The organism is Uliginosibacterium aquaticum (genome assembly GCF_012972705.2).
Taxonomy (GTDB): Bacteria; Pseudomonadota; Gammaproteobacteria; order Burkholderiales; family Rhodocyclaceae; genus Uliginosibacterium; species Uliginosibacterium aquaticum.
In genome coordinates, this window is the sequence record NZ_JABCSC020000003.1 from 24404 (window position 1) to 37655 (window position 13252).

At 65.9% G+C, this 13252-nt stretch carries 13 protein-coding genes; 8 read left to right on the forward strand and 5 right to left on the reverse strand.

The genetic code is table 11. The features are described from left to right. The first annotated feature begins 82 nt into the window (after positions 1–82). The 7 genes from HJ583_RS19110 to HJ583_RS11435 are packed head-to-tail and all read left to right on the forward strand — an operon-like array spanning position 83 to position 7717. Positions 83–562 (forward strand): type IV pilin protein, encoded by a 480-nt coding sequence (locus HJ583_RS19110; RefSeq protein WP_170022054.1) that lies wholly within the window; start codon positions 83–85, stop codon positions 560–562. Beyond that, positions 556–1158 (forward strand): GspH/FimT family pseudopilin, encoded by a 603-nt coding sequence (locus HJ583_RS11410; protein WP_170022055.1) that lies wholly within the window; start codon positions 556–558, stop codon positions 1156–1158. Before HJ583_RS19110 ends, HJ583_RS11410 begins: the two co-directional genes overlap by 7 nt. Beyond that, positions 1155–1553 (forward strand): type IV pilus modification PilV family protein, encoded by a 399-nt coding sequence (locus tag HJ583_RS11415; protein ID WP_217423397.1) that lies wholly within the window; start codon positions 1155–1157, stop codon positions 1551–1553. The genes HJ583_RS11410 and HJ583_RS11415 overlap by 4 nt, the downstream gene beginning before the upstream one ends. Further along, a complete protein-coding gene (locus HJ583_RS11420) occupies positions 1550–2713 on the forward strand; it encodes a PilW family protein (RefSeq protein WP_170022057.1) in 1164 nt (387 codons plus the stop codon). The genes HJ583_RS11415 and HJ583_RS11420 overlap by 4 nt, the downstream gene beginning before the upstream one ends. A 3-nt stretch (positions 2714–2716) precedes the next feature. Further along, on the forward strand, positions 2717–3316 hold the full coding sequence (locus HJ583_RS11425; protein WP_170022058.1) for a pilus assembly PilX family protein: 600 nt from the start codon (positions 2717–2719) through the stop codon (positions 3314–3316). Between the two features lie 31 nt (positions 3317–3347). After that, a complete protein-coding gene (locus HJ583_RS11430) occupies positions 3348–7193 on the forward strand; it encodes a pilus assembly protein (RefSeq protein ID WP_170022059.1) in 3846 nt (1281 codons plus the stop codon). A gap of 5 nt (positions 7194–7198) precedes the next feature. After that, positions 7199–7717, forward strand: a complete 519-nt coding sequence (locus HJ583_RS11435; protein WP_170022060.1) for a hypothetical protein — start codon at positions 7199–7201, stop codon at positions 7715–7717. A 21-nt stretch (positions 7718–7738) separates the two neighbouring features. Here the strand turns inward: HJ583_RS11435 and dusA are convergent, their stop codons facing one another. Further along, positions 7739–8743, reverse strand: a complete 1005-nt coding sequence (gene dusA, locus HJ583_RS11440; protein ID WP_170022061.1) for a tRNA dihydrouridine(20/20a) synthase DusA — start codon at positions 8741–8743, stop codon at positions 7739–7741. A gap of 99 nt (positions 8744–8842) precedes the next feature. On the opposite strand from dusA, the gene bamE reads away from it, so the two are divergent. After that, positions 8843–9316 carry an outer membrane protein assembly factor BamE domain-containing protein gene (gene bamE / locus HJ583_RS11445; RefSeq protein WP_170022062.1) on the forward strand — a complete coding sequence of 158 codons (474 nt, stop codon included), beginning with the start codon at positions 8843–8845 and terminating at the stop codon, positions 9314–9316. Between the two features lie 6 nt (positions 9317–9322). Here bamE and phnE read toward each other — a convergent pair whose 3' ends face one another. The 4 genes from phnE to HJ583_RS11465 form a co-directional block, all read right to left on the reverse strand. Beyond that, a complete protein-coding gene (gene phnE / locus HJ583_RS11450) occupies positions 9323–10939 on the reverse strand; it encodes a phosphonate ABC transporter, permease protein PhnE (RefSeq protein WP_170022063.1) in 1617 nt (538 codons plus the stop codon). Beyond that, positions 10914–11666: a phosphonate ABC transporter ATP-binding protein gene (locus HJ583_RS11455; RefSeq protein ID WP_170022064.1), complete on the reverse strand. Its 753-nt coding sequence runs from the start codon at positions 11664–11666 to the stop codon at positions 10914–10916. The genes phnE and HJ583_RS11455 overlap by 26 nt, the downstream gene beginning before the upstream one ends. 9 nt (positions 11667–11675) lie before the next feature. Further along, positions 11676–12542: a putative selenate ABC transporter substrate-binding protein gene (locus HJ583_RS11460; protein ID WP_170022065.1), complete on the reverse strand. Its 867-nt coding sequence runs from the start codon at positions 12540–12542 to the stop codon at positions 11676–11678. Between the two features lie 217 nt (positions 12543–12759). Beyond that, the gene (locus tag HJ583_RS11465; RefSeq protein WP_170022066.1) at positions 12760–13092 is read right to left on the reverse strand and encodes an endonuclease domain-containing protein; all 333 of its coding nucleotides are present in this window, start codon (positions 13090–13092) and stop codon (positions 12760–12762) included. Positions 13093–13252: the final 160 nt, after the last annotated feature.

Consider the following 13252-nt stretch of genomic DNA (forward strand, 5'->3'; position numbering starts at 1 on the left):
ATGTGCTTTTGCAAGCCTTGAGGTCGTTTTGCAGGCCCCCGTGGATGATGTCCAGCAGTAAAGAACCCACGGTAATCAAGGCATGAATACCCCGCAGCAACACCCGGCCAACAGCCATGGCAGCAAGAACACCAGCGCCGGCTTCACGCTGATCGAATTGATGATCACGGTGGCCATCATCGCCATCCTGGCCGCTGTCGCCCTGCCGGCCTACAGCGATTACGTGACCCGCGGCCGCCTGGTTGACGCCACCAACGCATTGGCCACGACACGCGCAAAAATGGAGCAGCACTATCAGGACAACCGAACCTACGCCAGCGTGACCGGCTACACCGCGCCCTGCGCCACAGCCCAGACCGCAGGCACTTTCAGCGTTCAATGCGCAGGCTCGGCGCTGTCGGCCACGGCCTACACGATCACCGCCACCGGTAGTGGCAGTACCAGTGGCTTCGTCTATACGATTGACCAGGACGGCACCCAGAAAACCACCAGCCTGCCCGCCGGCTGGGGCACGTATCCGCAAACCGGCTGCTGGGTGCAGCGCAAGGGGCAGACGTGCTGAGGCCGCATTGCGCATCCCGGCGCGGCTTCTCGCTGATCGAGCTGATGGTGATCATCGCGGTGATGAGCATCCTGACCCTCGTGGCGGTTCCGAACCTGTCCACCTGGCTGGCCAACAACCGGGTGCGCACCGTCGCCGAAGCGCTGCAGAACGCGCTGCGCCAGGCCCAGGTGGAGGCCATCAAGCGCAGCCGCCAGACCAGCTTCGTGCTCACCGCCGCCAGCCCGGCCCTGTCGGCCACGCCCAGCAGCAGCGGCCCGAACTGGTACATCCAGAGCCTGCCGCTGACCGGCAGTTCGGAGGCCGCCAGCAGCACGGATTTCGTGCGCGGCGAAACCCTCGCCCGCCAGTATTCGGTAAGCATCAGCGGCGGCAATGCCGCACTGTGCTTCAACTCGGCCGGCCGCCTCGTCAGCAATACCGCCACCGGCCTCGGGGCAAGCTGCACGGCACCTGCGGACAGCGTGACCTACACCCTCACCACGACGGGCGCGGATCGCAAGCTCGCGGTGCAGGTGTACGCGGGCGGCAAGGTGCGCATGTGCGATCCGCAGAAAACCCTGTCAGTCAGCAATCCGGATGGGTGCACGACATGAAACACACCACTCCCGCCCGCCGCCAGCACGGCGCCGCCCTGCTCGAAGCCCTGATCTCGATCCTGCTATTCTCGCTGGGCGTGCTGGGCATCGTCGCCCTGCAGGCCAAGGCTTCGCAATTCTCGGTGGATTCGGAAGACCGCACCCGCGCCGCCCTGCTCGCCAACCAGATCGTCAGCCAGATGTGGGCCCAGCAGAGCACCACGCTGGATGCCGCCACACTCAGCAGCTGGCAGGCCCAGGTCAGCGCCACCGGTAGCGGCCTGCCTGCGGCGAGCGGCAGTGTAAGTGTGGACAGCGCCGCCCTGGCCACCGTGACGATCAGCTGGAAGGCCCCCTGGCGCAAGAGCGCGGAGCAGGCCAACAGCTATGTGACCAAGGTGATGATTCCATGAGCCGCGCGCCCAGCCTCCACCAGCGTGGCCTGACCCTGATCGAATTGATGGTGGCGATCGTCATCGCATCCCTGCTGGTACTCGCCGTGAGCTCGGTGATGATCGGTTTCGAGGCGCGCAAGCGCAGCGCCACCTCGGTCAATGACATCAACCAGGCCGGCAACTACGCCGCCTATGTGCTTGATCACTGGCTGCGCAGCGCCGGCTCGGGATTTTCGCAATCAGCCGAATACGCCTTCGGCTGCACCCTGCAGGCCAGCAATGGCAGCCAGAACCTGCCGCGCACGGCGGCGCTGCCGGCGCCTTTCGCCAGCCTCGGCACGACTTTTCGCCTCGCCCCGCTGCTGATCCTTGCAGACGGCAGCACACCCGCCACCAGCGGCAGCAGCTCGGATGTGCTGCTGGTGATGAGCGGTGCCGCCGGCCGCAGCGAAGCCCCGGCCTACCTGACCGATTACCCTTCCAGCAGCAGCCTCACGCTCAAGAACACCCTCGCCTTCGCCGCCAGCGATCTGCTGCTGCTGACCGACCAGGAAGCCAAGAATGGCGGCATCGCACCCTGCCTTGTGAGCCAGGTCAGCAGCAGCTTCAGCGAGAGCGGTGCAGGCAGCCTGGCGCTGGCCGGCACTTACTACGCCGCCGAGATCAATTCGGTCAGCGTGGCCGGTTTCACAAAAAATGCGGTGGCCTTCAACCTGGGCAATGTGGCGTCCTCCAACCCGCCGGCCTTCCAGGTGCTGGGCGTGGGTGACAACAACACCCTGTATGCCTACGACCTGTTGCAAACCTCGGCGAACCCCTTGCAGGCGGTTGCCAATGGCCTGTTCGAGCTGCATGCGCTGTACGGCCTCGATAGCAATGCCGATGGCAAGGTGGATAGCTGGGTCAAACCCAGCGGCAGCTACGCCTTCAGCGCACTGAGCGACGGCAGCAGCACCGCCAACGGCCTGCTCAGCACGATCAAGGCAATCCGCGTCGGCCTGATCCTGCGCACCGATGTGGCCGAGAAAACCGCTGTGAGCACCAGCAGCCTGACGCTGTTCAGTGATCTCGGCAGCAGTCTGCAATTCACCCGCAGCCTCACGGCCAGCGAACAGAAATACCGCTACCGCACGCTGGAAATCAGCGTGCCGCTGCGTAACGCGATGATGCTGGAGTAAGCGATGCGCAACATTTACCGCCCCCGGGCTAGAGCGCACTCTCAACAAGGCCTGATCCTGCTGGTGACCCTGCTGGCGATGGTGATCCTGCTGATCTCGGCGGTCGCCCTGCTGCGTTCGCTGGATACCTCAGTGCTGCTTTCCGGCAACCTCGCTTTCAAGCGTGATCTGGTCAATGAAGGCGAGCGTGGCATGGCTGCGGCCATCACCCTCTTCAAGAGCGGTGCGCTCGCCAGCGACAGCAGCCGCACGGCGGATCTGGCCAGCGGCAATTATTCCGCCACGATCCTGCCCTCCAATGCGCGTGGCATTCCCCTGGTGCTGGTCAATGACTCGACCTTCAGCAGCAAGGGCATGAGCGGCAGCGACATCACGGACAGCAGCACGGGCGTGACGATCCGCACCGTGATCGATCGCCAATGTTCAAGCGCCGGCAGCTTCGATGCCAGCACCTGCGTCTACATCCCGGGCGCCTCCGACGTGGGCGGCACCAACTGGCTGAAAAAAGCCGGTGCCGAATACGTGCCGGTCTACCGCATCAGCGTGCGGGTCAGCGGCCCGCGCAATACCCAGGTTTTCCTCCAGACCACGCTGTCCCGCTGAGGCACGGCCCGCCCTTCCGCGAGAGATTGCCATGAACCTACTGAACCGTTTTCATCGCCCGCTGGGCTCCCTGCTGAGTGCAGCCGCACTGGCCAGCCTGCCCGCCCACGCCGCCAGTATCGATCTGGCGGATGCGCCGCTGTTTTCGTCCGTCTCGGTGCCGGGCAATCTGGCACTGGCACTGTCCGTGGAATATCCAACGGCCATCAGCCCGGCCTATCCCGGCACGACGGACTACGTCGCGAGCTCTACCTACTATGGCTATTTCGATCCGGCCAAGTGCTATCTGTACAAGTACAACAGCACCACGCCAGCCGAGAGCTATTTCACGCCCTACAGCAAGACGAGTACGCACACCTGCAGCAGCACGGCGAGCGTACCGCTATGGAGCGGCAACTATCTCAACTGGTCATCGATGATGTCGCTCGATGGCTTCCGCTGGGTACTCACCGGTGGGACCCGTGGCACGGCCAGCAACGATGACACCGCGACCAGCACCATCCTCGAGAAAACCTATGTCTCGAGCCAGGGCACGCATACCACCAACACCCCGGAGAAGACGCTTTCATCGACCTATGCAGCCGGAGCCACTCCCTTCAACTGGAGTACAGGTGTCGTGTCGCGGAACTGGGGGGGCGGCATCACCATGTGGGTAACCGGCAGCGGCACCCTGAGCAACTCGTCGGTGACGTCCACCGACTATGTGGCGCAATACGCCCTGAGCAGCAGTTCAAGCTCCTCCTCGACATGCAGCGGCCGGAACTGCACTTCGTCGAGCTCAAGCTCCTCGGCAGGCGCCAGCACCATTTACAAGCTCTACATCCGCGTGAAGGTGTGTGACAGCACGGTGGGCCTGGAGAGCAACTGCGTGGCCTATGGCAGCAACTACAAGCCAGAAGGCCTGTTGCAGAGCTATTCGAGCAAGCTGAGGTATGCCGCCCTTGGCTACATCAATACCTGGACGACGAGCAAGGATGGCGGCGCACTGCGCGCGCCGATGAAATTTGTCGGGCCGGAGCAGCCCGTGCCCGGCTCCACAGCCATTACCAATACGGCAGCGGAATGGAGCTCGTCGACCGGGGTGATGGTGCAGAACCCGGACAGCTCGGCCGCCTCCACCACCGCCACAGCCGCCGGCGTCACCATCGCCAACAGCGGCGTGCTGAACTACCTGAACAAGTTCGGCAAGGTCATCACGAGCAAGGGCTACAAGAAGTACGACCCGGTCAGCGAACTGTATTACGCGGCCACGCGCTACTTCCGCAATCTCGGCAATGTGAGTGCCTATTCTTCCTGGGCGACCTCCGACGGCGACTCCAACGACAGCATCGCCACCCGGCTGGACGGCTTTCCGGTGATCACCACCTGGAGCGATCCGATCGCCTACAGCTGCCAGAAGAACTTCATCCTCGGTATCGGGGACGTGAATGCCAACTACGACGGCGATCTGAACGGCACCTCGCTCGCGCAGGGCGGAACCATTCCATCAGATGACACGACGGTGAACGTGACGACCGCCACCAACATGGTCGGCCAGCTCGAAGGGCTCGGCGCGCTGGGAACGAAGAAGAATTCCTCCACCGGCGGCAGTTCGCTCAGCGCCTATGGCGGTAACGCCACCAACTACATCGCCGGTCTGGCCTATGACGCCCATGTGAAGGACATTCGCAGCGATCTGACCGGCACTCAGACCATCAACACCTACTGGATGGACGTCGTCGAGTACCAGTACTTCATCCCGAAAAACCAGTACTGGCTCGCCGCCAAGTATGGCGGCTTCGAAGTGCCGGACGGCTTCGAACCCTACGCAACGAGCAATGGCACCAGCACGCTCGCAAGCAGCAGCTGGTACACCAACGCCGAGACCATCACCAACACCAAGGATTCAAGCAAGACCGCTTCCCGGCCAGACAACTACTTCACCGGCAATAATCCGGAAGCCATGCGCAGCGGGCTGACTACAGCCTTCGCCAAGATCAGCTCCGAAGCCGCCGCCGCCACCGCCACCGCGCTGGCCTCCCCCTCGCCGCGCCAGACCACCAGCGGCAATGCCAACTATGTGGCGAGCTACGACCCCTCGACCTGGACCGGCAGCCTCAAGGGTCAGACAGCCAGCTACGACAGCAGCGGCAGCCCGACCTATACCGATGTGTGGAGCGCCGCCGGCCTGATCAGCAGCCTCGGCCAGGCCAACCGCAAGGTCGTCACCTGGTGCGGCAGCGGCGCCGTTCCTTTCCAGACCAGCCTCAGCTGCAGCGGCTCCTTCAACTACGTGACCGGGGTCAGCAGCCAGTCCGCCAGCGACTACATCCTGTACCTGCGCGGTGACCGCACAAAGGAAATCGCCAACGGCGGCAAATACCGCACCCGTACCAGCCTGCTGGGCGATATCGTCGGCTCCAAGGTCACTGCCGTTGCCGGCCCGGATGCCGAGCTGACTGACCTCTACAACCCCGGCTACAGCAGCTTCCGGCGCACTTACGCCAGCCGCAAGACGGTGGTCTATGTCGGTGCCAATGACGGCATGCTGCACGCCTTCGACGGCTCGGTCACCACCAGCACCGGCGGGGCTGAACTCTTCGCCTACATCCCGAGCCTGGTGTATAGCGACAGCAGCCTCGATACCGCCGATGGCGGCCTCTCCTCGCTCGGCAGCCCCAGCTTCAGCCATCACTATCTGGTGGATGCCACCCCCAATGTGTTCGACGTCGATTTTTACAAGACACCTTCGCCGACGGCCACCACCAACGACTGGCACAGCCTGCTGATCGGCGGCCTTGGCAAGGGCGGCAAGGGCTATTACGCCATCGACGTGACCGACCCTTCGGCCTGGACCAGCGAAAGTGCCGTAGCTGGCAAGGTGCTGTGGGAATTCACCGACTCGCGCATGGGCTACAGCTACGGCGACGCGCAAGTCGTGAAGACCGCCAAGTACGGCTGGGTGGTGGTGCTCACCTCCGGCTACAACAACAGCGATGGCAAGGGCTACTTCTTCTTCGTCCACCCGCGCACCGGCGCCCTGCTCGAAACCGTGGAACTCAAAGACGCCAGCAACCTCGCCCACGCCTCGGCCTTCGTGCCGAACTACAAGGACGGCACCGCCGACACCCTGTATGCCGGCGATCTGCAGGGCAATGTGTGGCGCCTCGATCTCACGCCGACTTCGGGCAGCTACGCTACACCGACGCGCATCGCGATCCTCAAGGATGCGGCCGGCACGGTGCAGCCCGTTACCACCAAACCGCTGATCGAGATCGAGCCGGATTCGCTCAAGCGCTACGTGCTGATCGGCACTGGGCGCCTGCTGGCCGACAGCGACATCGCCAGCACCCAGATCCAGAGCTTCTACGCCCTCATCGACGGCATGGGCACGAGCGGCGCCTTCTACGGCGGCAGCACCAGCCTGCCCGATGGCGTGAGCTTCCCGATCACCCGGGCAGCGCTTGAGGAGAACAGCAATCTGCTCAGCGGCATCGGCAGCAACCCGGCCAAGGTCATGGGTTGGTACTTCGATCTGTCTGCCGCTTCGAGCGGCGTGGCCGAGCGCATCAATGTGACGCCTACCGCCAACAATGGCGTGGTGGCCTTCGCTGCCAACCTGCCCAACGGCGAGGTGTGCTCCCCGGCCGGCACTTCGCGCGCCTTCGCGGTGAGCCTCGCTACCGGCAAGAGCCTGCTCAGCGACAGCAGCGGCAACTCGGTCGCCTCCCTGTCACTGAGTTCGGTCACCACCGAGATCGGTTTCGTGAACATCGCCGGCAAGACGCGGCTGCTCGCTGGCACCTCCGCCGGTACAGTGGTGAACCTGCCCGGCAGCTTCTCCAGCAGCGGTTCGGTCAAGCGCCTGAACTGGCGCGTGGTTCCGACGGCAGATTGAGCGCCATGCCGGCCAAACCTGCCCTCGTCGCCCTCGCCCTGTCCGCCCTGCTGCACGCAGGCGGCCTGTGGGGCTGGCGAGCCAGTAGCCCGCAAACTGGGCCGGCAGCCGCTACGCCCCCCACGCAGCCGTTGCTGGGCCGCTTCGTCGCTACCACGCCCCCGCCCTCTACCGCGCCGGCGGCGCAGCCGGCGGGCGCCTCATCCACCTCGTCCACATCGGCAGACCCCGCTTATTGGCCCGCCGAAGCCCTGCAGCAACTGCCGCTGCCGGTCTCCGCGCCGGATGTTGCGCTGCTGGAGGGCAGCGAGCTCAGCGCTGAGCGCCTGCGCCTGCGGCTCTACATCAGCGCCACAGGGGCCGTCGATGAAGTGGAAGTCCTTGGCGCTGAAGCCGGAGACGTGCAGCCCCTGCGCCGGATGTTCCAGCACACCCGCTTCCTGCCCGCGCGCCGGGCCGGCCGCGAAGTGGCCAGCCAGATGGACATCGAGATCGAGCTCAGCGAACTGCTGCGGGTGATCTGATCAGACCTATGCGGGCCGGCCTCAGCCCGCCAGATCCTCTTCCGCCGCCCGTGCCCCCACCAGCGCCCAGGCCTCGCGGATCAGCTCGGGCTGCGCGTCGCGCAGCGCATTCGGGTCCGACAGCAGGCGGCGGAAACTCCGCGCCCCGGGCAGATGGTTGGCGAAGCCGAGGATGTGACGCACGATGGCGCGCAGCGGTGTGCCGTGTTCGCGCGCTTCCTGCGCAGCGTACTCGACCATGCCTTCGATGATGGCATCGCGGCTCGGCGCCCAAGCCGGGTCACAGAAGCTGCGCTCCCACTCGGCCAGCAGCCAGGGATTGTTATAGGCCTCGCGGCCGATCATCACGCCATCCACGTGCTGGAGCTGCTCGGCGATGGCGGCAGTGGTCGCCAGTCCGCCATTGAGCAGGATCTCGAGCTGCGGAAAATCGCGCTTGAGCTGGTGCGCCACTTCGTAACGCAGCGGCGGAATCTCGCGGTTTTCCTTCGGCGAGAGGCCCTTCAGCCAGGCATTGCGGGCATGCACGATGAAGGTGGAACAGCCGGCGCGGGACACGGTATCGACGAAGCCATGCACGAAATCGTAATGCTCGATCTGATCGATGCCGATGCGATGCTTCACGGTCACTGGCAGCTTGGTGGCTTCGCACATCGCCACCACACACTCGGCCACCAGCTGCGGCTCGTTCATCAGGCAGGCCCCGAATGCGCCGCGCTGCACGCGCTCCGACGGGCAGCCGCAGTTGAGATTTACCTCGTCGTAACCCCACTCCTCAGCCATCTGCGCGCAGCGCGCCAGATCTGCCGGCTCGCTGCCGCCCAGCTGCAGGGCAACCGGATGTTCGGAGGGATTGAAGCGCAGATGGCGCGCCACATCGCCGAAGAGCAGGGCACCGGTGGTCACCATCTCGGTGTACAGCCAGGCATGCGGCGCCAGCAGGCGGTGAAAATGGCGGCAGTGACGATCGGTCCAGTCCAGCATGGGGGCGATCGTGATGCGGCGCGAGTGCATTGAACTATTCATGCGCCGATTTTACCGGAGTGCAGCGCCAGCCTGCCGGATCGAACTGGTAGCATGCTCGCTTTGCGCCATCCATGCGGTGGCCATGATGAGGAATCTGGAATGAAAAGCTGGAACTGGCTCGCTGCCTTGCTGCTCCTCTCGGCCTGTGCCTCGGCCAACCTCGAAGGCATCAAGCCCGGCAGCATCACCCTCGAACAGATGCGGGCGCGCGAAAAACCCACCGCCGAGTGGCCCAACCAGGACGGCACGGTCACCCTCGAATACGCTGACCGGCCCGGCACCCAGCAGAACGTGATGATGGATTTCAACAGCAAGGGCCTGCTGACCGATTCCTATATCGTCATCACGCAAGAGAATCTGGTGCGAATCCGCATCGGCATGACCCGCCAGGAAGTGAAGCGCATCCTCGGCACCCCCAACAAGATCTGGCGCAATCAACCCAGCGTCGGCGAAGTGTGGGAATGGCCGCTGGACTCCAAGAACCAGGGCGATCCCCAATCGGTGATCCTGGTCATCTTCCATCCCTCGGTTGATGCCGTGACCCGCGTGGCGCGCGACAACCGCTTCCCCTGATCTGCTTCAGCGTGCGCCGCAGCGGCCACGCAGCCAGGCGCTGAGGCCATCCACCAGCCAGGCCAGCAGCAGCATGGCGAGAATGGCGGTGCAGGCATTGGCCAGACGGAACAGGGACAGCTCCACGTACAGCAGCTGCCCCAGCCCGCCAGCGCCCACGAAGCCCATCACCGCCGCCATGCGGATGTTGATTTCCCAGCGGTACAGGCCGTAAGCCAGCCATTGCGGCGCGGCCAGCGGCAGGCAGCCATAGAGGAAGGCGGCAACGCGCCCGGCGCCGGCTTCACGCAAGGCCCGCTCCGGCCCGCCCGGGGCATTTTCCAGCGCTTCGGCATACAGCCTGCCCAGCACCCCGGTGGTGTGAAAGGCCAGTGCCAGCACCCCGGCGAACGGGCCCAGCCCGGCGGCCAGCACGGTGAGCGTGGCCCACACCAGTTCCGGCACCGAGCGCAGCAGGTTCAGCAGCGCCCGCAAGGCCAGGCGGATGGCCGGCCCGCAACGCCCTGCCGCCGGCAAGGCCAGCAAGGCTGCGGCCAGCGCCGCGAGCAGGCTGCCCGCCAGCGACAGGGCGAAGGTTTCGAGCAAACCGCTGGCCACCTTGGCGAGCAGAGCCGGCTTGAGGCTGGGCGGCAGGAATTCGCCGGCGAAATGCGCAAGGCTCACCAGCGTCTGGCCATCGGCGAGCTGGGTGAGATCCATCCCGAGCAGGCGCCAGGCCAGCGTGAGCGCCGCCGCCAGCGCCAGCACACTGCCCCAGCCGAGCAGCAGGCGGCGCGTCAGGCTAGCCGCTGGCGGGGCTTCGAAGCAGCGCCGCAGGGCCCACGAAAGGCCATCGGCCAGCGCCGTGAGGAACAGGAAAGCCAGCAGGATGCTCAGCACCTCGCCGCCGGCAAAAGCCTTCATGGATTGATCGAGCAGCTGGCCGAGCCCGCCCGCGCCGACGAGGCCCATCACCACCGCCGCGCGCAGCGCGCATTCCCAGCGATAGACGAGGTAGGACAGCAGCTCGCCGCCTGCCATCGGCAAGAGGCCATAGGCCAGCGCCGCGAGGCGCCCGCCGCCCGCCGCGAGAATCGCCCGGGCCGGGCCGCGTTCGGTCGAATCGAGAATTTCGGCGAAGACCTTGGCCAGCATGCCGCCGTAGGTCAGCGCCAGTGCCAGCACGGCCGCCGCTGGCCCGAGGCCGAAGGCGCGCACGAAGAGCAGTGCCCACACCACCTCGGGCACGCCACGCAGGAACAGGGTCAGCAGGCGACTGGCGCTGCGCAGCGCAGGCCGCCAGCGCTGCAGCGGTGCCGGGCCCAGCGCGCTCAGCGACAGGGCTTCGCAGCCCAGCAGGGCCAGCGGCACGGCCAGCCCGAGCGCCAGCAGCAGGCCCACGCTGGCGATCGCCAGCGTCTGCAGCAAGGCCTCGCCGAGCAGGCGCAGGAAAGCCACATCGTGCGCGGGTGGCCAGAAACCGGCGAGGAAATTGCCGAGCACCTGCAGGTTGTCCGCCTGCAGCAGCAGGCCCGGTTCGACGCCCGCCCAGTGGCCCAGCGGCCAGAGCAGGAGCAGGCCGATCAGGCCGGTGGCAAGGCGCCCCGGCGCGGCGGGGTCACGCAGGCTGGCGTTCGGCAGCATAGAGCTCGGCCAGATCCTGGGCGCTGACCTCGGCGGCCGGCTTGTCGAAGAGCACCCGGCCCTCGCGCAGGCCCACGATGCGCGGGAAGCAGGCCAGCGCCAGCTCCACGGCATGCAGGCTGACCAGCAAGGTGGCACCACGGCTGCGCGCCTCGGCGCAGAGAGTTTCCAGCACATGCCGGGCCAGCGCCGGATCGAGTGCGGAGACCGGCTCGTCGGCGAGCAGCAGGTCGGCCTGCTGGCACAGCACGCGGGCGATGCCCACGCGCTGCAGCTGGCCACCGGAGAGCTGGTCGCAGCGCGCGAAGAGCTTGTCCGCCACTTCCATGCGCGCCAGTGCGGCCTGCGCGACCGGCAAGTCCTGCGGCCACAGCAGCGACAGCAGCGCGCGCCACAAGGGCCAGCGCCCCAGCCGCCCGGCCAGCACGGCAGTGACCACGCGCTGGCGCGGCGGCAGCGGCGGCGCCTGATGGATCAGGCCGATGCGGCTGCGCAGATGCTGGCGCGCACCTTCGCCGAGCGCCCAGGGCTCCATCGCATCCAGCCGCAGCTGCCCGGCCGTGGGGCGCAAGGCCGTACCGGCGCAGCGCAGCAGGCTGGTCTTGCCGGCGCCGGAGGGGCCGATCAGGGCAAGCTGTTCACCGGCCGCAACGGACAGGTCGATACCGTGCAGCGCGGCCCCGCCGCCCGCGAAAGCCAGCTGCAGGTTTTCAAGCGCGAGTTCCATCCGCCGGGATCAGTCCAACAGGCCGGCAGCCTTGCCGGCGGCTTCGATGCCGGCGTAATTCGAGGCCTGGGTCGGGATGAACTTCGAAGCGCGCTGCAGATCGAGGATCTCCTTGTGCGCCGGCTTGGCCGGGTCGAGCTTCAGGAAGGCTTCACGCAGCTTCTTGACGAGTGCCGGGTCGAGATCGCCGCGCACCGTCCAGTTGTAGTCGAAGTAGGGCGGCGTCACGTAGAACACGCGCACCTTGGCGGGATCAACCTTGCCGCTCTCGACCAGCTTGTCCCACACCGAGGCGTTGAGCACGCCGGCATCCGCGCGGCCGCTCTGCACGAAGGCCACGGTGGCGTCGTGTGCGCCGGAGAAAGCCACGGTCTTGAAGTCCTTGTCCGGATTCAGGCCGGCCTGCATCACGAAGTGGCGCGGCATCAGGTGGCCGGAGGTGGAGGACGGCGAGCCGAAGGCGAAGCGCTTGCCGCGCAGGTCGGCGAGGCTCTTGATGGCCGGGTCGGCGGTGATGAAGCGGCTGGTGAACTTCTCGTCTTCAGCGCGCTGCACCAGCGGAATGGCTGTGCCGCCGGTGCGCTGTTTGGCCTGCACGAAGGTGAAGCCGCCCAGCCAGACCAGATCCAGACGCTTGGCCGCAAGGGACTCGACGACACCAGCATAGTCGCTCACCGCCACGAAGCTTACCGGCATGCCCAGCTCGGCTTCGAGATATTTGCCCAGCGGCGCGAACTTGCGCTGCAGCTCGGTGGGCGCTTCGTCGGGAATGGCCGAAACGCGCAGGGTGGTCTGGGCGAAAGCGGAGAGGGCGGCGCAGCCAAAGGCGAACGCCATCAGGCCACGCAGCGCGTGGCGACGGAAGAAGACGGCCATGAAAACTCCTTGTGCCCGGCACAGCAGGCTGACTGCCGGGTGAATCAATGCTTGCAAAGGGCCGTGGCCCGCGCAGGGCGGGCAAGCACGACGAGGGCGGATTATCGCGGAAAGGAGGCGGGCCGCGAAATGTTCACTCCTCTCACCGCCCCATCTGCGCGCTACGCCGCTTTGCTCCCCTCGCCCGCTTGCGGGAGAGGGGCTGGGGGAGAGGGCATCATGCCTCGACTGTCAGGCGGATCTTTTCCAGCACGGCGGCCAGTTCCTGCGTCACTTCATGATTCCAGAAGCGCAGCACCCGATACCCTTGCGCTGCCAGCCATGCATCACGCGCGGCATCGCAGGCCTGTGCGTCCGCATGCTGCCCGCCATCCAGCTCGATCACCAGCCGCCGCTCGATGCACACGAAATCCACGATGTAAGGCCCCATCGGTTTCTGTCGCCTGAATTTCAGGCCCTGGAAGCGGTGACCGCGCAGGTAATACCACAAGCGCTGCTCCGCATCGGTCATATGCGTGCGCAAGGCTTTGGCATTTTCCAGCAGCGTCATTGGTGAAGCCCCTCTCCCTGACCCTCTCCCCGCGTGCGGGGAGAGGGAAATCCTGTGGGCTGATTCTGCACATCCACCCGATACGTCTCCCGGACATGCCCACCCAGACATCCCGTGCCGCTGAAGTCGCGTGGTCTGGTCTTGCTCCCCTCGCCCGCTT